Source organism: Proteiniphilum sp. UBA5463 (assembly GCF_002427225.1).
In the GTDB taxonomy this organism is placed as follows: Bacteria; Bacteroidota; Bacteroidia; order Bacteroidales; family Dysgonomonadaceae; genus Proteiniphilum; species Proteiniphilum propionicum.
Window position 1 is genome coordinate 15601 of sequence record NZ_DIQL01000054.1, and the last position, 26086, is coordinate 41686.

General features: G+C 41.6%; 19 protein-coding genes, 1 tRNA gene and 1 pseudogene. 14 read left to right on the forward strand and 7 right to left on the reverse strand.

The genetic code is table 11. The annotated features are described in order from the left end of the window. The 4 genes and pseudogenes from B3B27_RS09185 to B3B27_RS09200 form a co-directional block, all read left to right on the forward strand. A pseudogene (locus B3B27_RS09185) lies at positions 1-351 on the forward strand (NADP-dependent phosphogluconate dehydrogenase); the annotation flags it as partial. A gap of 75 nt (positions 352-426) precedes the next feature. Beyond that, complete coding sequence (locus B3B27_RS09190) at positions 427-1713, forward strand: lactate racemase domain-containing protein (RefSeq protein WP_238868417.1); 1287 nt, start codon at positions 427-429, stop codon at positions 1711-1713. A 365-nt stretch (positions 1714-2078) separates the two neighbouring features. Next, positions 2079-3500 (forward strand): Gfo/Idh/MocA family oxidoreductase, encoded by a 1422-nt coding sequence (locus B3B27_RS09195; RefSeq protein WP_238868418.1) that lies wholly within the window; start codon positions 2079-2081, stop codon positions 3498-3500. Positions 3501-3794: 294 nt separating this feature from the next. Next, on the forward strand, positions 3795-5150 hold the full coding sequence (locus B3B27_RS09200) for a 3-keto-disaccharide hydrolase (RefSeq protein ID WP_238868419.1): 1356 nt from the start codon (positions 3795-3797) through the stop codon (positions 5148-5150). A gap of 183 nt (positions 5151-5333) precedes the next feature. Here B3B27_RS09200 and B3B27_RS09205 read toward each other — a convergent pair whose 3' ends face one another. Continuing rightward, positions 5334-5834 carry a flavodoxin gene (locus tag B3B27_RS09205; RefSeq protein WP_238868420.1) on the reverse strand — a complete coding sequence of 167 codons (501 nt, stop codon included), beginning with the start codon at positions 5832-5834 and terminating at the stop codon, positions 5334-5336. Between the two features lie 277 nt (positions 5835-6111). Here B3B27_RS09205 and B3B27_RS09210 point away from each other — a divergent pair. Together B3B27_RS09210 and B3B27_RS09215 are read left to right on the forward strand one after the other, a co-directional pair. After that, a tRNA-Arg gene (locus tag B3B27_RS09210) sits at positions 6112-6183 on the forward strand. A 372-nt stretch (positions 6184-6555) separates the two neighbouring features. Further along, positions 6556-7359, forward strand: coding sequence for a 3-keto-disaccharide hydrolase (locus B3B27_RS09215; protein WP_286832960.1), 804 nt, complete (start codon positions 6556-6558; stop codon positions 7357-7359). A gap of 152 nt (positions 7360-7511) precedes the next feature. Here the strand turns inward: B3B27_RS09215 and pckA are convergent, their stop codons facing one another. Continuing rightward, the gene (pckA, locus tag B3B27_RS09220; protein ID WP_238868422.1) at positions 7512-9122 is read right to left on the reverse strand and encodes a phosphoenolpyruvate carboxykinase (ATP); all 1611 of its coding nucleotides are present in this window, start codon (positions 9120-9122) and stop codon (positions 7512-7514) included. A 474-nt stretch (positions 9123-9596) separates the two neighbouring features. Between pckA and upp the strand changes: the two genes are divergently transcribed. Continuing rightward, positions 9597-10256 (forward strand): uracil phosphoribosyltransferase, encoded by a 660-nt coding sequence (gene upp / locus B3B27_RS09225; protein WP_238868423.1) that lies wholly within the window; start codon positions 9597-9599, stop codon positions 10254-10256. 101 nt (positions 10257-10357) lie between these two features. Here upp and B3B27_RS09230 read toward each other — a convergent pair whose 3' ends face one another. Continuing rightward, positions 10358-11347, reverse strand: coding sequence for a glycosyltransferase (locus B3B27_RS09230; RefSeq protein ID WP_238869402.1), 990 nt, complete (start codon positions 11345-11347; stop codon positions 10358-10360). Positions 11348-11941: 594 nt separating this feature from the next. On the opposite strand from B3B27_RS09230, the gene B3B27_RS09235 reads away from it, so the two are divergent. Continuing rightward, on the forward strand, positions 11942-13051 hold the full coding sequence (locus B3B27_RS09235; protein ID WP_238868424.1) for a TlpA family protein disulfide reductase: 1110 nt from the start codon (positions 11942-11944) through the stop codon (positions 13049-13051). A gap of 100 nt (positions 13052-13151) precedes the next feature. After that, a complete protein-coding gene (locus B3B27_RS09240; protein WP_238868425.1) occupies positions 13152-14690 on the forward strand; it encodes a YifB family Mg chelatase-like AAA ATPase in 1539 nt (512 codons plus the stop codon). On the opposite strand, the gene B3B27_RS09245 is transcribed toward B3B27_RS09240, so the two are convergent. Continuing rightward, positions 14691-15287, reverse strand: a complete 597-nt coding sequence (locus B3B27_RS09245; RefSeq protein ID WP_286847321.1) for a M15 family metallopeptidase — start codon at positions 15285-15287, stop codon at positions 14691-14693. A gap of 297 nt (positions 15288-15584) precedes the next feature. After that, a complete protein-coding gene (locus B3B27_RS09250; RefSeq protein ID WP_238868427.1) occupies positions 15585-17510 on the reverse strand; it encodes a DNA polymerase III subunit gamma/tau in 1926 nt (641 codons plus the stop codon). A 123-nt stretch (positions 17511-17633) separates the two neighbouring features. Between B3B27_RS09250 and B3B27_RS09255 the strand changes: the two genes are divergently transcribed. Further along, entirely contained in the window at positions 17634-18605 is a 972-nt protein-coding gene (locus tag B3B27_RS09255) for a DUF5106 domain-containing protein (protein WP_238868428.1), read from the forward strand. Positions 18606-18808: 203 nt separating this feature from the next. Beyond that, entirely contained in the window at positions 18809-19300 is a 492-nt protein-coding gene (locus tag B3B27_RS09260) for a TlpA family protein disulfide reductase (RefSeq protein WP_238868429.1), read from the forward strand. A 76-nt stretch (positions 19301-19376) separates the two neighbouring features. Here B3B27_RS09260 and gpmA read toward each other — a convergent pair whose 3' ends face one another. Then, positions 19377-20123: a 2,3-diphosphoglycerate-dependent phosphoglycerate mutase gene (gpmA, locus tag B3B27_RS09265; RefSeq protein ID WP_238868430.1), complete on the reverse strand. Its 747-nt coding sequence runs from the start codon at positions 20121-20123 to the stop codon at positions 19377-19379. A 108-nt stretch (positions 20124-20231) separates the two neighbouring features. After that, positions 20232-21620, reverse strand: coding sequence for an MATE family efflux transporter (locus B3B27_RS09270; RefSeq protein WP_238868433.1), 1389 nt, complete (start codon positions 21618-21620; stop codon positions 20232-20234). 239 nt (positions 21621-21859) lie between these two features. Here B3B27_RS09270 and B3B27_RS09275 point away from each other — a divergent pair, with 239 nt between their 5' ends. The 3 genes from B3B27_RS09275 to B3B27_RS09285 all read left to right on the forward strand — a co-directional run bounded on the left by B3B27_RS09275 (position 21860) and on the right by B3B27_RS09285 (position 26068). Beyond that, the gene (locus B3B27_RS09275) at positions 21860-23140 is read left to right on the forward strand and encodes a DUF2851 family protein (protein ID WP_238868434.1); all 1281 of its coding nucleotides are present in this window, start codon (positions 21860-21862) and stop codon (positions 23138-23140) included. Between the two features lie 123 nt (positions 23141-23263). Beyond that, a complete protein-coding gene (locus B3B27_RS09280) occupies positions 23264-25225 on the forward strand; it encodes an Ig-like domain-containing protein (protein WP_286832969.1) in 1962 nt (653 codons plus the stop codon). Positions 25226-25264: 39 nt separating this feature from the next. After that, a complete protein-coding gene (locus B3B27_RS09285; protein ID WP_238868436.1) occupies positions 25265-26068 on the forward strand; it encodes a DUF3108 domain-containing protein in 804 nt (267 codons plus the stop codon). Positions 26069-26086: the final 18 nt, after the last annotated feature.

Consider the following 26086-nt stretch of genomic DNA (forward strand, 5'->3'; position numbering starts at 1 on the left):
CGTTCACGCTTTTTAGGTGATATTAAAAAGGCATTTGATAACAATCCCCGATTAGAGAATCTACTGCTCGACCCCTTCTTCAAAGAGGCAGTACAGTCGGCACAGGAGAGCTGGCGAAGGGTTTGTGCTACTGCTCTTCTGAATGGTATCCCCGTACCGGCGCTTACCTCTGCTTTGAACTATTTCGACGGGTTTCGCAGCGAGCGCCTTCCGGCGAATCTTCTGCAGGCACAGCGTGACTATTTCGGTGCTCACCAATATGAGCGTGTGGATAAGCCACGGGGTGAATTCTTTCATACCGACTGGACCGGGTATGGAGGAAGTACGGCTTCTACAACTTATGATGTTTAATGTTGATAAGGGGTTGTGATGATTCGATGATACGACTTGAATTTTCGACATCCCCTGTCTCAAATCCGATATAGGATGATTTATTACGAAAATGGTTCTTCTCAGGCCAACTTATCGAAGGAAGATCTGAAGCAAGGACTTTACGAAGCATTGAAAAGATTGGGAGAACGGAAGAAAATTCTGGCCGTTCCGCCCGATTATACCCGCTTGCCCAGCAGGGCAGGAGAGCTGACGGAGATGACATGGGAGTACTATGGTGATAAACTGACCGATATCCTTCCTGCATTGGGTACACATACGCCCATGACAGCACACCAGATCAGCCACATGTTCGGCGAAACACCGGAAACACTTTTTCGGGATCACGACTGGCGCAACGACGTGCTCACCATGGGTGAGGTACCGGCAGAATACATCCGGGAGGTATCGGAAGGAAAGGTCGATTTCTCCTGGCCGGCGCAGGTTAATAAACTGCTAGTGGAGGGGGGCTTCGATCTGATCTTATCCATCGGGCAGGTGGTTCCCCACGAAGTGGTGGGGATGGCTAACTATAATAAGAATATCCTTGTCGGGACCGGAGGTAGTGAAGGGATTAACAAGAGTCACTATATTGGTGCGGTGTACGGCATGGAGCGAATGATGGGAAGAGCCGATACTCCGGTGCGAAAGGTGTTCAATTATGCCACGGAAAAGTTTCTGAAGCAGTTGCCTATCGTCTATGTGCTGACAGTGGTTGGAGTAAATGAAAAAGGAGAACAACAGACTTACGGCCTTTTCGTCGGTGATAACTTGGATGTGTTTAACCGGGCGGCGAAGTTGTCGCTTGAGGTTAACTTTGTGATGGTAGAAAAACCTCTGCAGAAGGTGGTAGTATGGCTCGATCCCACTGAATTTAAAAGTACATGGCTGGGCAATAAGTCTGTTTACCGTACACGAATGGCTATTGCCGATGGAGGTGAGCTGATTGTACTGGCACCCGCCCTGAAAGAGTTCGGTGAGGACAAAAAGATAGACAGCCTGATCCGTAAATACGGCTATTTCGGTACTCCCTACACATTGAAAGCAGTGTCGGAGAATCAAGACCTGAGAGACAACCTTGGGGCGGCTGCCCATCTTATTCACGGGTCGTCCGAAGGCAGGTTTTCCATCACTTATTGTCCCGGGAAAGCACCGGAAAACCTTTCAAGGCAAGAGATTGAAAGTGTAGGATTCAAATGGGAAGATATTGACAAGGCTATGGGAAAATATACCCCTCATAGCCTTAATGAGGGATTTAACACCCTGCCGGATGGAGAAGAAATCTACTACATCTCCAGCCCTGCCCTGGGACTGTGGGCGCACAGAGACCGGTTTGAATATTAATAGTATACGTATATATGCAATGGACCGTAATTTTTAGAGGCCTGTTCGTAACTTCCTGATTATATGAGTTTAAGTTGCCCTTAAAAACAGATAGTATAGTTAGCTGATTATATGGTTGTTTAGTAAAATTCAGAAGGACCATTTATGCGTGCAATGCAGATTTAATGTTTTTTAAGTTTATTTTTTTTGTATCATTAAATATATGCTGCTACATTTGTGGACGTGCACAATCTTATATCTTTATTAATAACGATTCATAGTAAAAATGGATAATTGTGATAATGAGTATAGGATTCAGTATGCTCTTTTGTTTGTTACTGCTTACTTTTACGCCGTAAATAGGAAATTATTCATACAAATATATCATGACAACAAGAAGAGAATTTATTAAAAATGCGGCTTTGGCATCTGCAGGGCTGGCCATGGGCGGCATATCAACAAAAATGAATGCAGCAAGCTACAACAGGGTTGTCGGCGCCAATAAAAAAGTAAACCTGGCTCATATAGGCATCGGCAACAGGGGTTGGGAGATCATCAACGATTTTGATAAAACGGGCCTGGCCAACGTGGTGGCATTGTGCGATGTGGATCTGGGCGGGGAACATACCCAAAAAGCGCTGGCTAAATTCCCGAACGCAAAAAGGTTCAAAGACTTCAGGGAGATGTTTGACAAGATGGGAAATGAGATAGAGGCAGTGGCTATTGCTACACCCGACTTCGCCCACTTCCCGGCAGTAATGTTGTCTATGGCCGAAGGGAAACACGTTTATGTGGAGAAACCGCTGAGCCGCACTTTCCTTGAGTCGGAGCTGATAATGAAAGCAGCTAAGAAGTATCCAGGGGTGGTTACCCAGATGGGTAATCAGGGACACTCTGAAGCCAATTATTTTCAGTTCAAAGCATGGAAAGAAGCCGGTATCATTAAAGATGTGACAGCTGTCACCGCTCATATGAATAACCCCCGCCGTTGGCACGGTTGGGATACGGGCATTAAAAAGTTCCCCGTGGCTGAACCGATACCTGAGACGCTGGATTGGGATACCTGGCTGATGGCTCGTAATTACCATGACTACAACAAGGATTTTCACTATGGTCAGTGGCGTTGCTGGTACGATTTTGGTATGGGAGCCCTGGGCGACTGGGGAGCACATATTATTGATACTGTTCATGATTTCCTAGAACTGGGATTGCCTGAAGAGGTAACACCTTTAAAACTTTCTGGACATAACGACTACTTCTTTCCGATGTCGAGCACGATCGAGTTCAAGTTCCCGAAACGGGGCAATATGCCACCGGTAGTCATTACCTGGTATGATGGTGTGGATAATATCCCTTCTGTACCGGAAGGGTATGGTGTCTCGGAAATAGATCCAAATATTCCGTCAGTAGCAGGAGGAAAGATTCAGCCGGCCAAACTGAACCCCGGAAAAGAGATATATAGTAAAGAGTTGACTTTCAAAGGGGGGTCTCATGGGAGCACATTGAGCATCATCCCGGAAGAGAAAGCCAGGGCAATGGAGAAAAGATTGCCTGAAGTCCCGAAAAGCTCCTCCAACCACTTTGCCAACTTTCTTTTGGCCTGCCAGGGCAAGGAAAAAACACGTTCTCCATTTGAGATATCGGCTCCATTGAGTCAGGTGTTCTGTCTGGGGGTAGCAGCACAACGGTTGAACCGGAAAATTGTATTTGACAGGGAGACGAAGCGTGTGACCAACGATGCTTTTGCCGATGCTTTCCTTACGGGAGAACCGCCCAGGAAAGGATGGGAAGATTTTTATATTGTTTGATATTTAACTTGAAAGTAGTAGGGGTTGAAATGTTTATTTATAATGCATTGGATGTCAATATCTTTTTAGCCCACTTGTAATGAAAGAGACTTCTCGAAGGGTACTTATCACGTGCAATGTAAAATATGATGGTTTAAATTTCAAAAGCCAATGATGAGTCCTCTCCGAAAACCTCAAAACCCAATTTTATTGGTTTGCAACATATTGAAAATCAATGTTCATCTTGTGAAATTTTCAAGAAAAAAGACTTATCGGAAGAGACTCAATGATTAATCAGTAAAAAAAGAGATACAGATGAGAAATATATTTCTAACATTTATAGCGGTAGTATTAGCTATCTCCGCTTCGGCACAGGAGCCGAAATGGGAGAATCTGTTCAACGGACGCAACCTGAGGGGATGGGAAAAATTGAACGGAACAGCAGAGTATAAAGTACAGGACAATATTATTGTTGGTATTTCCAGAATGAACACCCCAAACACCTTTCTGGCGACAAAAAAGACCTACAGCGATTTTATACTGGAATTCGATTTTAAAGTGGATGACGGGCTTAATTCGGGAGTTCAGTTCAGGAGCAACAGCTTGAAAGAGTATAAAGACGGTAGGGTACACGGGTATCAGTTTGAGATCGACCCTTCCGGTAGGGCTTGGACTGGTGGCATCTATGATGAAGCCCGCCGGGGATGGCTATATCCGATGAACTACAACCCGAAAGGGCAGAATGCTTTTAAAAACGGAGAGTGGAATCGCGCCCGTGTTGAAGCGATAGGTAACTCTATTCGCACCTGGGTGAACGGTATCCCTTGCGCCGACTTGTTGGATGATGTAACCCGCTCGGGTTTTATTGCCCTTCAGGTTCATGCCATTGGAAGTGCTGGACAGGAAGGAAAAACAGTTTCTTGGCGCAACATACGTATCATGACCGAGGATCTCGAACGGTTCAAGTCACCTGAAAGCAAAGATATCTGCCAGCTTAATATAATAGCTAACACTATCTCGGAGAGGGAAGCCGGGGAAGGGTGGAAGCTGCTGTGGAATGGAAAAACTACCGAAGGGTGGCGGGGTGCCAAGTTGGATCATTTTCCTGAAAAGGGATGGTCAATTGAAAACGGTATTCTGAAGGTGCATAAGAGTGACGGCGGTGAGTCAACAAACGGAGGTGATATCGTGACTACCCGCCCTTATAAGAACTTCATGCTGAAGGTGGATTTCAAAATTACCGAAGGAGCTAACAGCGGCATTAAATATTTTGTGGATACCAATCTTAATAAAGGGCAGGGTTCAGCTATTGGCTGCGAATTCCAGATACTGGACGATAAAAAGCACCCCGATGCAAAACTGGGAGTAGAAGGGAACAGGACCCTTGGCTCGCTCTACGACCTGATTGCGGCACCCATGGACAAACCTTTCCGCAGCGGTTTCTTCAACACGGCCATGGTAATAGTGGATGGGAACCATGTAGAGCACTGGCTTAATGGGGTGAAGATTATTGAGTATGAGAGAAATAATCAGATGTGGAATGCGCTGGTGAACTATAGCAAATACAAAGACTGGCCAAATTTTGGTAATGCGGAAGAGGGACTGCTTCTTCTACAGGATCACGGAGACGAGGTGTGGTTCCAGAATATCAAAATTAAGGAGTTGGAGTAGATGTAATAGTTTCTTGAACGTTCTATAGGCAAAAGTAAGGTTCTCCTGCATATTGCCGGAGCTTCAGGGAAAATAATATTTTTTTGAGAATTATTCCAGACGAACATGAGGGTGAAACTGCAAATTGATGCACCCTCACGTTCGTTTAGACTTACAATTTTCTGTTTTTAAAGGAAGTCCTTTTTATATAAACTCTTTCTTAATTATCTCTACCCACTTAACCAAACGATCTTCGGTCATATCATATTCATTGTCTTCATCGATGGGCAATCCCACCCACATTCCATCGATCACGGCGGTGGAGTCATCGTATGTATATCCTTCATCCGCGACCTGCCCTACAATTTCAACTTTATCCTTGATCTCATCATAAATTATTTTCATTGATTCGACAAAACTGTTAGAGAAAGAGGCGCTATCACCTAATGCGAAGATGGCAGTTTTTTTGCCGGAAAAATCCATTTTGGCAAAAGAGGGAAGAAAACTGTCCCAGTCATCCTGCAGATCACCAACTCCTGTTGTTGATGTACCAAGTATGAGGTAGGGGTAATCTTTTATTTCTTCGAGAGAAACAGTTCCAACATTGTATAAATCGGCATTGCCGTTTAACAGATCCTGCACCTGCTTTGCAATTGACTCTGTATTTCCGCCTGATGAGCCGTAAAGGATAGCAATTTTGTTCATAATTAATTTAATATCTTTTGTTTGTTCAGTTAATATATAGGTAAATACTTATTTAAACGCCTGACAATCACGATGAAAGATCATCCATTTTAGTCGCAGACCTTTTTGTTGATAGTTAATGGATAAAATGGTGCTTTCTGACTTGTTTTACTGAATAATTATTAACTGATTAACAGTTCAAGAAGGAAATTGTTTGCCGCGTGAAAGCCAAATAAGATCATAAGGCATCTTTTCTTTTGTAGAAAGATGAAAATATGCTATTTTTGCAGTCTTATACGGCGCGGTAGTTCAATGGATAGAATAGAAGTTTCCTAAACTTTAGATCCGGGTTCGATTCCCGGCCGTGCTACTTTGAATTAAGCTGCAATCGATGATTGGTTCATTGGTTGCAGCTTTTTGATTTTTCAGGCAAACTTATCTTCATTGCTGAAAGGCTGATCCCTCTGTGACAGTTGAGCTAATGTCTGAATGAGCTGTGTGAAAATAATAACATCGAAATTACCACTTGGTTAAAATATTGTTTCTCGGATAGGTAGCGGTGCTTATCTTGCAAGTCAACAGATATGCCAAAGTGAAACTGTACAAAGGAGAGATAGCTGCCAAGCACTACACACTGAAAAACTGTATTTCTTAATGCGATGTATGACATATGTATATACAAGAGAAATGATTATCTTTGTTTTTTCGTATAAAGCAGAAACAATTTTAATATATTGGAATCATGAAATTAAACTACATCATAACCCTAATAGGAGTTATTACGATTACATCTGTTTTGATCTCTTGTAATCAAAAGAAAGAAAAAGAAACTGGCAGCGAATGGATTCAGCTTTTTAACGGAGAAGATTTATCAGGCTGGACTCCCAAAATTACCGGGTATGTGGTGGGTGAGAACTGGGGCAACACCTTCCGTGTGGAAGATGGAATGATTAAGGTGCGTTATGATCAGTATGACTCTTTGAGAAACAGGTTTGGGCATCTTTTCTACAAAGACGAATTTTCGCATTATATGCTTCGGGTGGAATACAGAATATTGGGAGAGCAAGCTCCCGGAGCGCCGGGGTGGGCTTATAAAAACAGCGGAATTATGATACATGGGCAAACACCGGAGTCGATGGAAATAGACCAGGATTTTCCAACCTCAATTGAAGTTCAACTTCTTGGTAGCGACTCGCTTGTACAACGTACCAATCTTAATGTATGTACACCAGGCACAAATATTGTGATGGAGAACAAATTGATACTTGATCACTGCATAAATTCCACTTCCGGTTATTTTTACGGTGAAGAATGGATTACGGTTGAGGTGGAGGTGAGGGGTAACGAGGTTATCAGACATATTGTAAATGGCGATACAGTACTTGAATACAACCAGCCTCAGCTGGATGAAAGAGATGCAACCTATGTCAGGCTGTTTGAGCTTAACGGTGGTAATAAAATGCTGAGCAAGGGTACCATATCGTTACAAAGCGAAGGGCATCCTATTGATTTCAGGAAAGTAGAAATAATGGTGATGGAAGAGTAGGCAAGTAAAGCAACCAGCTTATCCTTGTTTTTCAGTACAAAAAATAACCAAGATAGACTGTCGGAAATGCACTGCTGAAAGTCGATATTTTGCTGATAGATAAAAAAATCCCGCTCTGAGACAAGGCGGGATTTTTTATGATGATAATTCATTTACAATTTTGGCCCGGCTGGAACTAGAGCCTTACCTGCTTCGTTACCTGTAAACTTATTGAAGTTTTTAATGAAGCGCCCTGCAAGGTCCATGGCTTTGGTGTCCCATTTTGATGCATCAGCATATGTGTCGCGGGGATCTAGGATAGCAGTATCTACACCTGGCAACTTGGTCGGTACCTTAAAGTCAAAATAGGGGATCTGTTTAGTGGGAGCTTTATCGATGGATCCGTCAAGGATAGCATCAATGATTCCGCGTGTATCTTTGATTGAGATTCGTTTCCCGTTTCCGTTCCATCCGGTGTTTACCAGATAAGCTTTTGCTCCTGATTTTTCCATTCTTTTCACCAACTCTTCGGCATATTTTGTAGGGTGAAGTGAAAGAAATGCTGCACCAAAGCAGGCCGAGAAGGTGGGAGTGGGTTCCGTAATGCCACGCTCGGTACCGGCTAGCTTAGCTGTAAATCCTGACAGGAAATAGTATTTTGTCTGCTCAGGTGTAAGGATCGAAACTGGAGGCAACACTCCAAAAGCGTCGGCAGATAGAAAAATCACCTGATGTGCTGCAGGCCCCTTTGATTTTGGCTTTACGATATTGTCGATGTGATAGATTGGATATGAAACACGGGTATTCTCAGTCACCGAGTTGTCGGTGTAATCGATCTTCCCGTTTTCATCCACGGTAACATTCTCCAGAAGTGCGTCACGCTTGATAGCTTTATAGATATCCGGTTCGCTCTCTTCACACAGGTTAATAACTTTGGCGTAGCAACCACCTTCGAAGTTAAAAACGCCCTCATCATCCCATCCATGTTCGTCGTCACCGATGAGAAGACGTTTTGGATCGGTTGAAAGAGTAGTTTTTCCAGTTCCAGAAAGGCCGAAAAAGACAGCAGTGTTTTTGCCTTCGCTATCTGTATTGGCAGAGCAATGCATAGAAGCAATACCTTTCAACGGGAGCAGGTAGTTCATATAAGAGAACATCCCCTTTTTCATTTCACCGCCATACCATGTACCACCTATAAGCTGCATCTTTTCTGTAAGATTGAATACTGTATATGTTTTGGAATTCAATCCCAGCTCTTTCCAGTTTTCGCCTGCGTCGGTTTTAGAAGCATTCATCACAACAAAATCGGGTTCGCCATAATTTGCCAACTCCTCAGCTGTGGGGCGTATAAACATATTCTTTACAAAATGGGCCTGCCATGCAACCTCCATGATAAAGCGGATTTTCAAACGTGAATTTTCGTTTGTTCCACAAAAGGTATCCATTACGAAAAGTCTTTTGCCTGAAAGCTGCTTCGTGGTAATTTTCTTCAACTCCTGCCATGTTGCAGGTGTGATGGGTTTATTGTCGTTTTTATATTCGTCTGATGTCCACCAAATAGTCTCTTTTGATACCTCATCCATGACAAAGAATTTGTCCTTGGGTGAACGGCCTGTGTATACACCGGTCATCACGTTTACAGCTCCTGACTCTGTGACCTGACCTTTCTCAAAACCTTCTAACTCAGGTTTTGTCTCCTCAATAAAAAGCTCCTCGTATGACGGGTTGTGAATAATTTCTTTCACATTAGAAATGCCATACTTGCTCAAATCTAAATTTGCCATTTGAATAAAATTTGGGTTTAATATTTATAGAATGAATAAAACTTATTTGTTTTACAACCTAAAACGGTGCACAAAAGTAATCAAATTACTTTAATCGGAAAAACAATTAAAGAAATTTTTCTTTAATTGCCTGTTTTTTTCTCCAAATATCTCCATTTCAACAAAAAAATGCTCCGAATGTTTAAAAAAAACCGGTGGAAATAAAAATTTTTCCGCTTCCGCATCTATTCCAAATTACAGGTGATTCTTTTGGCAGATGATGTTTTGTGCCCTGTTTCGTACCTGTTAGCCAAAAGAGTGGGGCGTTAAAGGCAAAACATCTTGATATCATCTGTTTGCCTATTTACCTATAGTGCGGAAAGAAGCGAAAGTTCAGTAAAATTAATAGTCAAATAAATGAGTAATATTCGTTCAAAACAGGGAAAAACATTACCTTTGTTTTCCGAAAATAACAGACAAAACTTTTAATTAAAAATGAAAGTATATAACTTTTCGGAAGAAAACTCTTTACTTAACTCTTTTGTCCGTGAAATAAGGGATATAACCATCCAGAACGACAGGCTTAGGTTTCGAAGGAATATTGAAAGAATAGGAGAGATTATGGCTTATGAAATAAGCAAAAATCTTACTTATAAAAAAATTAAAGTGACTACGCCGCTGGATGTTGCGGAAGTGAATGTGCCTGATGAGGAGATTGTGATAGGGACAATATTGAGGGCAGGCCTTCCTTTTCATTACGGTATTCTGAACTATTTTGACGGGGCGGAGAACGCGTTTGTTTCCGCATACAGAAAATACAAAGAGACCGGGCATCAATCTTTTGATATTCATATTGAATATATCGCTTCGCCATGGATTGACGGGAAAACACTTATTCTTGCAGACCCAATGCTGGCGACAGGGAGCAGTATGGAGTTGACATACCGTGCCCTGTTAACAAGGGGAACTCCTTCACACATCCATATTGTCACTATCATTGCCAGCAGGCAGGCAATAGAATATTGTTTGAATATTTTTCCCGAAGAAAAGACAACTATATGGGTTGCAGCCATTGACCCCGATCTTGACGAGTCCTCCTACATTGTTCCGGGAATTGGAGATGCGGGCGATCTCGCATACGGAGAGAAAATTTAATCATTAGTCTACTTGAAAGAGTCTCAAATTAGAAGATTTGACATCATAATCACTTGTGAATCAAAAATCATTTTTTCATAAAACGACTTATTAAAGTGGACTCAATTATAGAATTTTTTTTCAAACGCTTTGAATTCTCCTTTTTTCAGGATAAGCCGTTTCCATATTGCCGAAAGAAAGCCGGCACCGTAGCCGGTCAGCTGTATCCATGAAGCTGCAATGCTCAAGAGCGCGACCTTAACTGATCTGTTCTTCAACAGTGAATCGATAAACAGCAGCATGGAGTAAGCAGCAGGAATAAGCAGGAGATGAGGTAAGAGGGGTGACAGAATGAAGATTGCCGCCATCCCTGTTACAAAAAGAGCAGGGAATGAGTGCACTGGCTTCAGTGATCCCGGATGTGCCAGATGCAAGTTAATACGAGCTATCCCCGAATTGTAGACCTGTTTGAAGAATTGTTTGAATGTAGATCTCCTTTTGTGATATACATATGCATCAGGAATGAGCGCTGTTTTAAATCCGTTTTTCAGTAGTCGCAGGCTAAAATCTATATCTTCCCCGAATCGCATTTTCCCATATCCCCCGATGGCATTGAACGCTTCACGTGATACACCCAGATTGAAACTTCTGGGATGGAACTTGTCAATTGATCTTTTCCTGCCTCTGATTCCGCCTGTTGTAAAAAATGAGGTCATAGAGTAGTTGACCGCTTTCTGTATCGCGGAGAATGCCGGTAGTGCAGCATCTGGGCCTCCATAGGCATCAGTGTATTGCTTATTAAGAAACTGTGATACTATCTCTATATAGTTTTCAGGAATAATACAGTCGGAATCGAAAAATATCAGATAATCGTTATTAGCTTTCCGGGCACCTGCATTTCTGGTTAGCCCGGGACCTGAATTCATCTTTTCAAAGTAGATGAGGGGTAGCTTGTTATGGTATTTTTCTACAACTGTGTCTCCTTTTTTGTCAGAACCATCCTCTACAACAATCACTTCAAACTGTTTATTAGTTTGTTTGCAGAGGCTTGCTAGCAGCTCGTCCAGCTCATCGGGGCGGTTATATAGAGGGATAATGATAGAAAAATGCATTACCAGATATTTTTTAAGCATTGCAAAACTAACTATTTTATTTTGGTTTCCCATTCTGTTTGAAGAGTAATCTTTAATTCTTCTCTGCAAAGCATTATTTGTTGCAAGAGGATTAAAATAGATTATGATGGTTAATGCATATAATAGACTCAACTTTTGCATATCCACAGATTACAGGGAGACCCGTCTGTTGGCCCCAATTGGGAAAATTATTTTTCAACTAAGCGGTTTTTGTATATTAAGTAAGTCCGGCAACCCGGTAAAAAAGTATTGAAACGCCATGTAATCCATTAAATAGCAACAAAATAGGCCTAACCAAAACTCAGAAGTACTTTCTGCTGATTGTCAGGTGTTTAAAAAAAATGTCTAAGTATTGTCAGTTAAACATTCAAAAATTCTGATTTCTGACATTTTTATAAAAGCTCATCTATAGTAAAAAGAAAAACAATTAAATAAATGTGAAAATGTTTGAATATTTAGAAAATATAGAATACCTTTGTCCTTTCTTAATAAAATCAAAATGTTCAAGTCATAGAAAGTCAAAAGAAAGAAATCCGGAATAAAGTTGGTTGGCATATGGTAAAGTGTTGTAAAATGGTTGTCTATCTTCTTCTTCTTTTGTTGATTGCAGGTTCGTGTAAGAATTTTGAGGGAACACAAATTAAAGGAGAGATATCGAATCTGGAATACCCTTATATTCTGGTATCTCACTTGTCGGCTGACACATTTGCCATTGACACAATATCAGTCGATCGCAGAGGAAAATTTAACTATATATGCAATATCGATACTCTTACCACCTTCTCATTCTATCTTAACAATTACGAGAGCGCTGCAGTAGTTTTTGCAGATGACGGGCAGAAATTAACTGTCAAGGGCGATGCTCATTTTCCTGATCTTATAAGGGTGAATGGAAACGATATCAACGATGATCTGACTTTTTTCAAATCAAAAAACCAGGATTTGCTGAAACAACGCACTCAACTAATGCTTAACATGCAACTCAGAGAGGTGTTGGATACTATACGTAATAGCACATTGACAGGCAATGATGAAATAGCCCAGTTGAATCTCCTTAACCATGAGCTGACACTGAATGCCGAGGATTTTATTAAAGAGCATCCAGCGAAAATGTCGAGCCTGATCCTTATAAATGAGTTTTTCACGGGAAGTGAAAATCCCAAGGCACTTGAGCGTGTGCTGGGATATATGCAGGGAGATATAATGAGGACCCGTGCAGCAGTTAGGCTTAAATCATATTCACAAAAGATAAACAGATCTGCCGAAGGGGTCATAGCTCCCTATTTTCAGTTGACCGACAATGGCGGCAAAACTATCCATCCATACGATTTCTCAGGTAAGTATCTGCTTTTGTCCTTTATTTCAACTGCCGGGATAGAATCGCGTGAGACGGTGTCATTACTTAAAAAAGCATACTCGGGAATGAACAGAGATAGTGTGGAATTTGTTTCTGTTTACATTGATTCGGACATCTATCCGATTGAATATGTAGAAAATGATTCAATCCCTTGGAAAGTGGTACCTGAAAAGAGAGGCTGGGGATCAGACATAGTAGATGCATATAATGTGCAGTATATACCCTATAATATTCTTATTGCACCCGATGGCACCATAAAAGCCAGGAATATACCCGCCCAGGGAGTTTCTGTTGCCATAAATAACAGTTCTAAGGAAAGCATGTAGCCTGATTATAACAGTGCTATATGTTCTTCTGATTACTAGGGCTCTTTAATAAGAGGAGCTTTTTTCGTATAAAATTAAGTGTTAATATAAACCGAAACAGATGCTGGTCAAAGTATTTGGAGCGGCAGTGCAGGGCATTGATGCCACGCTCATTACTATTGAGGTAAACTGTTCAAGAGGCATACGTTTTCTCTTGGTAGGGTTGCCTGATGCTTCCGTTAAGGAGAGCCATGAACGTATTGTTTCCGCCCTCGAGGTGAATGGATTGAAGTTCCCTCGTAAACAGATAGTTATAAACATGTCTCCTGCCGACATCCGTAAAGAGGGATCGGCGTATGACCTGCCATTAGCTGTGGGCATACTTGCCGCTTCGGGAACCCTGAGACCTGAAATGTTAAATAACTATCTGATGATGGGGGAGTTGTCGCTTGACGGTAGCATCCTCCCCATAAGGGGAGCTCTCTCTATCGCGCTCATGGCCAAGGAGAGCGGTTTTAAAGGATTCATACTTCCCGAGGATAACGCAAAAGAAGCTGCTGTTGTGAAAGGATTGGATGTCTACGGAGTTAAAAACATCCGTGATGTGGCCGACTTTTTTAATGGTGAAAAGGAGCTTGTTCGCACCGAAGTGGATATCAAGAGTGAGTTTTTGAATAACCGGTCATCTTTCGAGTTCGATTTTTCTGATGTGAAAGGGCAGGAGAATGTGAAGCGTGCACTGGAGGTAGCTGCTGCCGGTGGGCACAACGTCTTAATGGTAGGTCCTCCCGGTTCAGGTAAATCGATGATGGCAAAACGTATTCCTTCCATATTGCCGCCTTTCTCATTTGATGAGGCTCTGGAGACAACCAGGATACATAGCGTTGCCGGGAAAACCGCACTGAACAGGCCGCTTATGACAGAACGGCCGTTTAGATCACCCCATCATACAATCAGTGATGTGGCAATGGTTGGGGGCGGTACTTATCCCCAACCTGGTGAGATAAGCCTGGCACACAATGGAGTACTATTCCTGGATGAGCTGCCGGAATTTAACCGGAGTGTACTTGAGGTGATGAGGCAACCGCTTGAAGATCGTAAAATCACTATCTCCAGGGCTAAATTCACAGTCAACTATCCGGCCGGTTTCATGCTTGTTTCAGCTATGAACCCATGTCCATGTGGTTTTTACAATCATCCCGGCAAGGAGTGTGTATGCCCACCCGGATCGATACAGAGATATCTGAATAAAATTTCGGGCCCTTTACTCGATAGGATAGATATTCAGATAGAGATTGTTCCCGTTCCTTTTGAAAAAATTTCAGGCGATGCTCCGGCCGAGCATAGTACTGATATATGTAAGAGGGTGATGAGGTCACGAGATATACAGATTAGCAGGTTCAGAAATATGGATGGAATTTATTGCAATGCTCAAATGACAGGGAAGATGTTGCGTAAATATGCCTCTCCCGACAGTGCAGGCTTAAGGCTATTGAAGATGGCTATGGAGAGGCTCAACCTTTCAGCCCGTGCTTACAGCCGCATCCTGAAGGTTTCACGAACCATTGCCGACCTGGAAGAAAGCGAGCATATAAAACCGGCCCATCTGGCAGAAGCCATTAGCTACCGGAACCTCGACAGAGATAATTGGGGAGAGTAATCATCTCTTCTCAAAATGGTGGTCGTCATAGAATTTTGTGAAAGTGTGGCCCCAGCGAAAACCTAGCTTGGCAAACTCTTTTACAACAGGATGACCGGGATGTAGTGTCCCATTGACCGTGGTATCCTGCACAGCCCCTTGTGGCTGGTTGGGAAGATTGGGATCTTTCCAGCGTAACGGGTTGAAACGTGGGTTAATGTCGATAGCCATTCCGCTCGCATGTTTTGAATATGAGATATCCCGGTAGCAGAAGCTGTATGTGTTGTTGTCGTCCATAGACAGGCTGTCGTTCCAGTTGTATTTAACGATAGGGATGGCCTTTTCAATTACAAATCCTTCGTTGAGCATATACTCGAAAAGGTGACGGAGGTCGGCTGCAATTATGCGGTTTGAGAGAATCTGCCCGCGATGAATCTTCCCGTCTGTTGAGAGATAGGTAACGTCTGACAGCTCCAGCTGATCGATTATTTTTTGCGGAGCGTTTGAGCCGGCAACCGCCTCTTCAATGCTATAACTTGAATCTACTATTGTATCTACTGCTGACTCTCTCTTTTCAATATGACACACAGATTCGCAAGACCGGTGAAGAGGTTGCAACTTTTTTTTGTTTTCGGTACATGCTGATAATAAAATCAACAACAACGATAAATTAATTGGGAAAAAATAGAATGAGATTTTCATCAACAGATTGAGTCTTTCATTATGCTCTGTCAAGGAGTAATAGTCTGGAAAATATTTATTTAATATCAATATAACAAGTCAACTATATCGTTAATTTCAAAATATGCATTAAGCACAGGTTATCAGTCGATTATGAGTAATTAATAGGGGAAAGTGCCATAATTCTGAAAGAGGATAAAGCTGTAAAATCACGAATTTAAGCCAGTTGAAACACTAGCTCAATTCAAGTCCGAACTCATCAGAAAGTTTTTGGAGTGAGGGGTTTTGCGATACCATCTCATCAAATATCTCACGGGAGGTGAGTGCTTTTTTAATTGCATTTCCTTCTGCAATTTTAATTGTCATTGAGATCTCTCCGTTTTGCAGTTTTTCTCTCAGAAAGGAAAGGATAGAGTAGCTATTGTCGTTGAGATACTGTTTATTAAGTTCAGTATTTACTTCCACCTCAAATACGGTGTCGCTCAGCATCTTTGGAAGATAGAGAGACATCGTATTTTTTAGAAGTTTCTCCTCGTCGAGATTTTTTGCATACTCTTCCCATGCTGTAACAAGTTCTTCCTCCGAGAATAGGTTTGAACCGACTTGAATAATTTCAGCCTCTTCTTCATTAGGCTCTTCATTTTTTCTATTTGTCAGGGAAGCGAGTGATATTCCCATTCCTGAGAGAGAAACAGTTTTCTTTTTAAGTGATGAAGGTATCTCCTGCTGTTTCTGAATGCTATTTTTTGTTTGTTTAGTTTTATCCCCTGGCAACTTCCGCTTTTGAATATGGGCCTCATCTTTGTTTGCCTCTTTTTCTGCTGACGCTCTTTTGTTTTCTTCAGCACTTTCAGCATCAACCTTTCCAACAGCTGCTTTATCTCCGCCACTTTCAGCATCAACCTTCCCTGCATAGGCAGTTTTACCTCCGGAGCTTTCAGTATCAACCCTTGCGGTGTTAGCCGATTTGCTTTTAACGCTTTCAATATTAGCTTTTTCTGCAGGCTCCCTGCGAGACTCTATCGGTTTGATAACTGTTTTTTCTTCTTTTTTGTTATTTGTAGGGGTCTCAGTCAGCTGGCACAGCCTTATCAGAGTCAATTCCAGCAGAAGTCGTTTGTTCTTGCTTAACCGGTAGTTGAGATCACAGTCGTTTGCTATTTCAATGGCCTGGTACAGAAAATTGTTACTGCATCGTTTTGCCATATCTATATATCTTTCGCGAATAGACGCCCCCACCTGAAAAAGCTGGACCGTATCTTTGTCCTTGCATACAAGTAAATCCCGGAAATGTGATGCAATGCCGCTGATAATATATTGTCCCTCGAAGCCACTGTTGAGGATGTCATTAAGTATAAGCAGGCAATTTACCACACTACCCTCAAGGATGGCGTCTGACAACCTGAAATAGTACTCATAATCCAAAACATTGAGGTTTTCAATGACCGCCTTGTAGGTGATGTTTCCTCCGGTGTAGCTCACCGTCTGATCGAATATGGATAGAGCATCGCGCATTCCACCGTCTGCTTTCTGAGCAATAATATTAAGTGCTTCAGGCTCCGAGTCAACTCCTTCCTGCTTTGCCACATATTGCAGATGTTCAACAATATCGGATATATTGATACGATTGAAATCGTAAACCTGGCACCGAGAAAGGATTGTGGGAATAATCTTATGCTTTTCGGTTGTGGCAAGTATAAAAATTGCGTGAGAAGGAGGTTCTTCAAGAGTTTTCAAAAATGAGTTGAATGCCGATTGTGAAAGCATGTGCACCTCGTCTATAATATATACCTTATACTTCCCTATCTGTGGGGGTATGCGCACCTGGTCTATCAGTGTACGGATGTCTTCAACCCCGTTGTTGGAAGCGGCATCCAGTTCATGAATATTGTATGAGCGCTGTTCGTTAAAAGCCACACACGACTCGCAATTGTTGCATGCTTCATGTTCATAAGTGGGGTTCAGGCAGTTTATGGTTTTAGCGAAAATGCGCGCACATGTGGTTTTTCCAACACCACGAGGCCCGCTGAAAAGATAAGCATGTGCCAGCTTATTCCCGGCAATGGCATTTTTTAGCGTTGTTGTAAGCGCCTCTTGCCCCACCACTGAACGAAAGGTTGAGGGCCTGTATTTTCTTGCAGAAACAATGAAAGTATCCATATATGAATCCCACCTAAAAATACAAATGTACAAAAATTATCTGTTTTTTACCTGCCAAAAGCAATCATGAATTTCATCTACTGGTTTTTTTATATCTTTACAGCCGAAACCATCAAATTGTAGATGATGAGATACTTTTCTTCAATTATAACAGTTGTTGCAATGATAATGGCCATCTCCTGTACATCAAGCAAGAACGCACAATCTGATGCCAGGGATGAAATTTATGAGGGAGACAGGATAATTGTGCCCGATACTTTTGTATTGCCTAAAATACCGGGAACATTGACAAATCCTGATGAAAGGGCAAAATATCTGGTAAGCCATTATTGGGAGAGGTTCGATTTTGCCGATAACACTCTTATTCAACGTCCGGAAATTACTGAGCAGGCTTTTGTTGATTATATCAACCTTCTCGATTATGTTACAAAGGAGGTGGCCGATGCTTCCTTTGTCTATACATTGAGTAAAGCACAAGCTGACACCGCTATGTACAGGCATTTCGTTTCGTTGTTTGAAAAATACTTTTACGAGCCCAACTCTCCTTTCCGCAACGACGAGTATTATCTAAAGGTGTTACAGGAGACAGCCGGTTCACCCCTTTTAACGGATGAAATTAAATCGCGATACCGGTTTCAGCTTGATATGGCTATGAAGAACCGTATAGGGCAGAAAGCCAATAACATAAACTTTACAACTGTTTCGGGTCAAACCCTAAGGTTGTATGACCTCAGAAGTGAATACACCCTGCTTATGTTTACCAATCCCGGATGCCATGCCTGCGAAGCAGTGACAAGCCGGTTGAATATGTCGAAAGCATTGAACGATGCTCTTGCCCTGAACAACCAGTTGCGTACAATGCTAACCATACTTACCGTTTATCCTGAGAATGATCCGGACAGATGGTGTGATCATCTGACGGAATTGCCCGGAGGGTGGATACATGGCTATGATAAGGGCATGGAGATAAACAGGGAGAGATTATACGACATAAAGGCTTATCCAACTCTATATTTGCTGGACAGGAATAAAAGAGTGATTTTAAAAGATACCTCAATAGAAGCAATAGAAACCTTCTTCTCTGTAAAAATGTGATTTGTAGATGAATAGGTTTCATTAAAAATTAATATTAACATTTAAACATAAAGTTTTTGTCTAAATAATTTCAAGTAAGGAAAAAGTAGCTTACATTTGCATGCTTAAAACGAGACTTTTAGCGAAAAGTCTTTGAAAACAAGGGATATAGCATACTGCGTGAAGCAACGGCTCTATCCAAGTATAAACCAAATTTTTATTTTATGAAGTACGTGAACTTTTGCCTTATTGCATTGACTTCAATTGCACTATCGGCTGGTTCTGTGAAAAATGGAGTGCCTTCCACTGGTTTTTATCCGGGAGAAGCAATGCCTGACATTGTTTTGACGGATCTGGGAGGAGAATATCGGAACTTGCACGATTACTCAGGCCGAAAAGTTGTGGTAAATTTCTGGGCTACTTATGATGCCCAATCCAGAGCGAGAAATGTTCAACTGTATAATTATTTAAGAATGAATAATTTAGATGTTGAATTTCTTTCAATCGCCTTTGACAAAAACAGGAATGTGGTGCAAAGGACAATGGCTTTGGATAAATTGGAGAATATACCTCAGTTTTGTGAGGTAAAAGGAACCGATTCAGAGGTATATAAAGATTTTAAACTGGACAAGGGTTTCCGCAGTTACTTAATTGATGAGAATGGAGTTATTACAGCGATCAATCTCACTCCTGATGATTTAAAAAACATTCTTTAAGTTATAATTGAAAAAAAGAGCGGACGTCATTTTTTTTCGACGTCCGCTCTTTTAATTATTTTGTGGGAATAATTGGTCATTTCGCTTTTCCCTGATTAGCTACGGCATCCATCAGTTTTTTTATCTCTTCAGGATCTCCCAGGAAATAGTCTCTTTGCAGATTCATATCATCATCGAATTCAAAAACATATGGGACTGCAGTAGGTAAGTTGAGGCTTACTATATCTTCGTCCGATATATTTTTCAGGTGTTTGATAATACCCCGCAAGCTGTTCCCGTGTGCAGCAACAATCACCTGGTTCAGGTTTTTCATTTCCGGAACTATTGTGTTGTTCCAGTAGGGCAAAATTCTTTCCACAGTGTGTATCAAAGCTTCTGTAAGTGGAAGATCTTTTTCGTCAACATCTTTGTAACGGGGGTCTTGAAACGGAGAACGTTCATCGCCTTTATCAAGAGGAGTGGGTGGTACATCGTAGCTCCTTCGCCAGATAAGCACCTGTTCATCACCATATTTTTCGGCTGTCTCAGCTTTGTTTAAACCCTGCAGCATGCCGTAGTGTTTTTCATTCAAACGCCATGTTTTTTCAACCGGAATCCAATCCAGATCCATTTCATCAAGAATTACATTCAATGTTTTTACAGCTCTTTTCAGGTAGGATGTATAGGCTTTTTCGAACCTGAAACCCTCTTTCTTCAGATATTTACCCGCTTTATGTGCCTCTTCCACACCTTTCTCCGATAGATCAACGTCTGTCCATCCGGTAAAACGGTTCTCTTTGTTCCAAACACTTTCGCCGTGGCGAATTAAGACTACTTGTTTCATACGTTTTTTTTACTATTAAATTTTTATTTATTGTTCTATTAGTTACTTCTACTGCAAAACTAAATAAAATCGGCCTAATTTCGGCTATTTGAATCCGATTTTATCAAATCATTTCTTCTGTACAGAATTACCGATGTTGTCTTTTTCTTCTTTTTCCATATTTTTGAGATGGCGAATTTGTATTACCAGGAGATAGAGCGACAGCAATGCTGCCAGTGTATCTGATACGGGTATCGCTATCCATAAGCCGTCAAGATTAAGGTAGCGAGGGAAGATGATAATTCCCGGCACAAGAAAGATCAACTGCCGGCTTAGACTCTGTATTATAGATTTAGCAGCATAGCCAAGGCTCTGGAAAAAGCTTGATGCTACAATTTGAAAGCCCACAAGCGGCAGTGCGGCTATCGATATCCTTATGCCTCTTTCAGTAATTGAAAGCAGTTCGGTATCGGTGGTGAAAGCAGCAGCAAAAATTCCAGGGAAAAACTGACCGCAAACAAAGCCCAGTATTGTTATTACTGTAGCAACTTTAAGTGAATAGCTGAGAGTTTCCAGTACTCTCCTGAAATTACGTGCACCGTAATTATAACCGATTATGGGCTGTGTACCCTGGTTAAGGCCAAGGATAATCATCAGGAAGATCATAAGCACGGTGTTGATGATACCGTAAGCACCTACAGCCAAATCGCCACCGTAACGCAAAAGCGACTGGTTCATAAGAACTGCCACAGCCGACCCTGCTACTTGCATGCTGAATGGGGATAGCCCAATTGAGATTATGGAAAGGATTATTTTTTTGTTAAGACGAATATATCTCCACCGCAGGCGTATTAAACTGTTTCTCCGGGTAAAGTGATGCATAACAAACAGCATTCCGATGAACATTGAGATTACGGTAGCCCATGCTACACCTTTTATTCCCAAATCGAACACGTATAGAAACAGAGGAGTAAGGATAAGATTGATAACGGCCCCTATGAGCATAGTGAACATTGCCTTTTTAGGGTATCCTGAAGCACGCATCATGGCGTTAAAGTTGTAGCAAAGGCTTACAAATACATTCCCGGTAAGCACAATTTGCAGGTAATCACGCGCATATGGCAGGGTGAGCTCGCTAGCGCCGAACGCCATCAGTATAGGATCCAGAAAGATTATGAACAGTGAAATAAAAATGGCATTGAGGATAATTGTAAGCAGGAGCGAGTTGCCTAGGATCTGTTCAGAGGTAAGTTTATCTTTTTTCCCCAGGCTTATTGAAATGCGGGCTGCTGCTCCCGATCCCACAAGCATACCAATTGAGGAGGTAAGAGTCATAACCGGAAAGGTGATGGCAAGGCCTGAAATTGCCAATGCACCCACCCCCTGGCCGATAAAAATACGGCCAATCACATTGTACAACGCGTTTACCGTTGTCCCAACAATGCCCGGGAGCGCGTAATCCCAAACAAGTTTGCTTATCTTCTTTGTTTGAAATTCCAGTTCTCTGTTTGTTCGCAAAATCTATGTATAGTAATAACCCTTTTCAATATCAGCCATTTAATCATCATCCATCAGTACATATAGCAAGAGCAGAATCTTTCGTTCAAATGACAGTTGAAAATGTTGGAGATATTAAATCAATTGCTGCAAAAATAATCAAAATTCCCCACATTTTCAGCACTTTTCCAACTTGTTAAGAAAATAGGGTTGACATTTTGGATAATTAATTTTATTTTTGAATTTTAAACCTGATAGCTATGTCCAATAAAGAACAACTGCTTCACTATGTGTGGAAATTCCGGCTCTTCCCTTCTGGTTCTCTCGAAACAACAGATGGCAGAAAAGTTGAAGTTATTGACCCGGGTACAGATAATAAAGATGCAGGTCCAGATTTTTTTAATGCCAAAATAAAGATAGGGGAGAGGTTATGGGCAGGTAATGTGGAGATACACAGTTCATCAGATGAGTGGGTGAAACATGGTCATCAATCTGACAAAGCTTACAATTCGGTTATTTTGCATCTGGCGGAAAAGGTTAACAGAGAGGTGGTAAATGAAAGGGGGCTGAAGATTCCGCAATGTGAATTGCAGATTCCGGAAAAAGTACGCCGGAGTTCCGAATATCTTATTTTTAGCGACAGTCCGTTGCCATGTAAAAATTTTCTCCCGTCGCTGCCGCTAAAGCTTATTGATTCCTATCTGGAAGAATTAGCTTTTGAGCGTTTGGAGCGTAAGGCCAACGATGTTTTTATGCATCTGAAACGTTTCAATAACTCCTGGGATGAGATGTTTTATGTTATGCTTTCACGTAATTTTGGTTCGGGGTTGAATTCAGATATGTTTGAGCGCCTGGCACTCTCAATACCATATAAAATTATTCAAAAGCACAGTGATAATCTTTTTCAGGTAGAGGCTCTTTTTTTCGGGCAAGCGGGAATGCTGGATGGGGAAACCATACTCGACAATTATTATGAGCAATTGCGTAATGAATACCTGTTCCTGAAGTCCAAATACCGATTGCAGAGCTTGGATGGATTTTTATTCAGAAGATTGAAAATACGTCCCCGTTCGTTTCCTCAAGTACGCATAGCTCAGCTGGCTGCCCTTTTGCAAAGATGCGGGAGATTGTTCCCGGTTGTTATTGACACAGAAGATAATAGCCGGCTGAGGCCACTGTTTTATGCAGAACCTTCCTCATACTGGCATACGCATTATTCTTTTGGAAAGATATCAGCCAAAGCTGCTAAACCCCTTGGAGAAACATCACTGAATAATATTATTATTAATGTGGTATCACCTGTCTTGGCAGCATATGGAGTAAAAACAGGCGATGAGATTTATTGTAAAAGGGCTGTTGATATTCTGAAATATTTAAAACCCGAGAGAAACGTAATTGTAAATACATTTGTGGAAACGGGTTTCAAACCACGCCATGCTTTCGATACTCAGGCTCTTATACAGTTACGGAGAGAGAATTGTGATAAACGTAAATGTTTCTCTTGCAGATTTGGGCATGCTATCCTCTCGTCGGGCAGTTAATTGGCACTTGTGAGGGAGTATTTGCTGTTTTCTCATAATGGTATATTTCAAATAAATTTGACTTCTGCTAGTTACTTGACGAAAACGTTGTATTTTTGTATGGTAAAATGTCTAAAGCCTAAAATGTTGAATAAAATTCTTTCATTATTTTCATTCCTGTTTCTGTCGTTGTTTGCCATTGTTATAATTCAATCTTGCGCCAACATTGCATCACCTACAGGAGGCGCCTACGATGTGGATCCCCCGGTGGTGAGAAGGGCAACACCCGGATTTAATGCACTCAATGCCTCTCCCGGTAGGATTGAGATAGAATTTGACGAAAATATTAAAATCGAGAAGCCCAACGAGAAAGTAATAATTACACCTCCCCAGCAAAATATGCCGGTAATCCGCTCTGTTGGCAGAAAGGCTATTGTAGAGCTTAACGATGAGCTGTTGCCAAACACTACCTATACAATAGACTTTACAGATGCAATTGTAGACAATAATGAAGGTAACCCAATCGAAAATTTTGTCTATTCCTTTTCAACTGGTGACCAGCTGGATACTTTGTCTGTCTCGGGAAAAGTAGTCACGGCTCAGGATCTTGAGCCTGTCCCCGGTATATATGTGGGCATCCATTCAAACCTTGATGATACCGCATTTACAAAAGTACCTTTCCAGCGAATCTCCCGTACCGACTCACGAGGAAATTTCACTGTAAGGGGGATATCTCCCGGCGAATATAAAGTTTACGCCCTTAATGATTTGAACAGGGACTACAAATATGACAATCCACAGGAAGCAATAGCCTTCCTTGATTCAATAATTATTCCTTCAGCAATAAGGGCTGAACGGCAAGATACTGTCTTTGTTGACAGCATAACAATTGATACTATCCGAACGGTTCAATATACGCGCTTTCTGCCTGACGACTTGTTGCTACGCACTTTTCTGTCAGATTTTCAACGTCAATATCTTCAAAAACATGAACGGCCCGAACAGAACCGACTTACTCTCTTTTTTGCTGCACCGACAGACAGGCCCACTTTTTCTTTGTTAAACCCAGGGGTAGATGGTGACGATTGGTATGTAGCTGAACGTAGCTCAAGAAACGACACTCTGATTCTTTGGATTACTGATTCACTTATCTATAAACAGGATTCCATAAGTATGAAAATCAATTACATAAGGACCGATTCGCTTAACAAGGATTATATAGCAACAGATACTCTCAATTTTAATATACGTAAATCAATACGTGGAAAACGTCAGGAAAGCAAAGGGGCAGAAGAAGAGCAGGCACTGAAGTTTCTGGGGATAAACAGCAACGTTCAATCTTCTTTCGAGTTATATAACCCAATCAGGATTGAGTTTGCACAGCCAATAGTAGCATTGGATTCATCTGACGTAAAACTGGAGAGAGCTGTTGACTCTTTGTTTGAAGTTGTTCCATACAGGATGGAGCATGATTCGCTCAATCCGCGTAAATTTACACTACGTCCTTCATGGATGCCCGGAGAAAGTTACCGCTTGACTATTGACTCTGCGGCTATTTTTAGTCATTACGGGATATGGAACGACAAGTATGAACAATTATTTACTGTTAAACCGCTTGATCAGTACGGTAATCTCGAAATATCAATTACCGGGTTGCCTGATGGTGAAAATGCTTTCGTGGAGTTGCTAGATAATTCGGATAAACCTTTTCGAAAAAGTATTGTCAAAGAGGGTAAGGCTAGATTTCAAGATTTACTTCCCGGCGAGATATATGCACGTATTGTTATAGACAGTAATGGCGATGGGGTTTGGACAACAGGTAATTATGACGATAAACGCCAGCCTGAAGAGCTGTTTTACTATCCGGACAAATTTCAGATCCGGGCATTTTCAGACCATAGTGAAGAGTGGAATATTCTTTCTACACCTGTGGTTAGTCAAAAACCGATTGAGATTACAAAGAATAAACCGGAAGAGAAGAAAAAAAGGAGGGATCCTAACCAGGAAAGGGAGAGACAACAGCAGAGCCGGCAGAGTTCGCCGTTCTCAGGAATGGGTGGTTTAGGGGGGCCTTCTGCAATACAGCAATCGGGAAGCATGAGGTAGCCATTGAAAAATCAGAATCAACAACAAAATAATATGATAATGAGTAAAAGTAACACAACTATTGTTCTGATCCTGTTTTTAATTGTCGGTTTTTTGCAAATGAATGCACAATGCAACATGACAAATAGCACTTTTGCGAGCGGGGAAGACATACGTTATGACCTATACTTCAATTATGGCATCCTGAAAGCACGTGCCGGCAGGGGATCGCTGCAGGTTACTGAAGCGAATTACCGTGGACAAAACACCTATAAGACAGTAATGATGCTGAATTCATCTGGTTTGGCCGGCAGTTTTTACACCGTACACGATACACTGACATCATACATAGATATGAACCTTCGTCCTTTGTTGTTCACAAAAGAGGCATTTGAGGGGAAAGATTATTCAGTAGAAAGACAATCTTTTACATATGATGGTGACAAGATAACTATTCGTACTTTTCGAATATATAACGGGATAGAAAAATTCGATGAGGTTGTAACAACCGAAAAGTGTACCTATGATTACCTTTCCGCATTATTGTACGTACGCAATCTCGATTTTGCCGGCATGAAACCCGGTGACAGGCATTATATCCAGTTTATTACGGGGAGAAGGCCGGTAAACATGTATGTTAACTACCTTGGGGAATCATCAATAATGGCAAACGACGGGAAAAGGTATGATGTTATAAATATCTCAATGACCGTTTATGATGATGCGTTTACAAACCAGAAAGATGCTTTGAGGGCTTCCCTTACCCGCGATAAAAACCGTATTCCGGTTGTCATAGATACTCAGCTGAAGATCGGTTCAGTGAAAGCTGTCCTTAAGAGTGCTTCCGGCTTGATGAACAGGTAACAGCTGCCAGTTTTTATA

Excerpts from the sequence above, each read along its gene's own strand:
- B3B27_RS09190 (WP_238868417.1), top strand. The coding sequence starts at position 427 with ATGATTTATTACGAAAATGGTTCTTCTCAGGCCAACTTATCGAAGGAA.
- B3B27_RS09280 (WP_286832969.1), top strand. The coding sequence starts at position 23,264 with ATGTTGAATAAAATTCTTTCATTATTTTCATTCCTGTTTCTGTCGTTG.
- B3B27_RS09215 (WP_286832960.1), top strand. The coding sequence starts at position 6,556 with ATGAAATTAAACTACATCATAACCCTAATAGGAGTTATTACGATTACA.
- upp (WP_238868423.1), top strand. The coding sequence starts at position 9,597 with ATGAAAGTATATAACTTTTCGGAAGAAAACTCTTTACTTAACTCTTTT.
- B3B27_RS09250 (WP_238868427.1), bottom strand. The coding sequence starts at position 17,510 with ATGGATACTTTCATTGTTTCTGCAAGAAAATACAGGCCCTCAACCTTT.
- B3B27_RS09285 (WP_238868436.1), top strand. The coding sequence starts at position 25,265 with ATGAGTAAAAGTAACACAACTATTGTTCTGATCCTGTTTTTAATTGTC.
- B3B27_RS09195 (WP_238868418.1), top strand. The coding sequence starts at position 2,079 with ATGACAACAAGAAGAGAATTTATTAAAAATGCGGCTTTGGCATCTGCA.
- B3B27_RS09255 (WP_238868428.1), top strand. The coding sequence starts at position 17,634 with ATGATGAGATACTTTTCTTCAATTATAACAGTTGTTGCAATGATAATG.
- B3B27_RS09230 (WP_238869402.1), bottom strand. The coding sequence starts at position 11,347 with ATGCATTTTTCTATCATTATCCCTCTATATAACCGCCCCGATGAGCTG.
- B3B27_RS09200 (WP_238868419.1), top strand. The coding sequence starts at position 3,795 with ATGAGAAATATATTTCTAACATTTATAGCGGTAGTATTAGCTATCTCC.
- B3B27_RS09275 (WP_238868434.1), top strand. The coding sequence starts at position 21,860 with ATGTCCAATAAAGAACAACTGCTTCACTATGTGTGGAAATTCCGGCTC.
- B3B27_RS09260 (WP_238868429.1), top strand. The coding sequence starts at position 18,809 with ATGAAGTACGTGAACTTTTGCCTTATTGCATTGACTTCAATTGCACTA.
- B3B27_RS09205 (WP_238868420.1), bottom strand. The coding sequence starts at position 5,834 with ATGAACAAAATTGCTATCCTTTACGGCTCATCAGGCGGAAATACAGAG.
- gpmA (WP_238868430.1), bottom strand. The coding sequence starts at position 20,123 with ATGAAACAAGTAGTCTTAATTCGCCACGGCGAAAGTGTTTGGAACAAA.
- B3B27_RS09240 (WP_238868425.1), top strand. The coding sequence starts at position 13,152 with ATGCTGGTCAAAGTATTTGGAGCGGCAGTGCAGGGCATTGATGCCACG.
- B3B27_RS09235 (WP_238868424.1), top strand. The coding sequence starts at position 11,942 with ATGGTTGTCTATCTTCTTCTTCTTTTGTTGATTGCAGGTTCGTGTAAG.
- pckA (WP_238868422.1), bottom strand. The coding sequence starts at position 9,122 with ATGGCAAATTTAGATTTGAGCAAGTATGGCATTTCTAATGTGAAAGAA.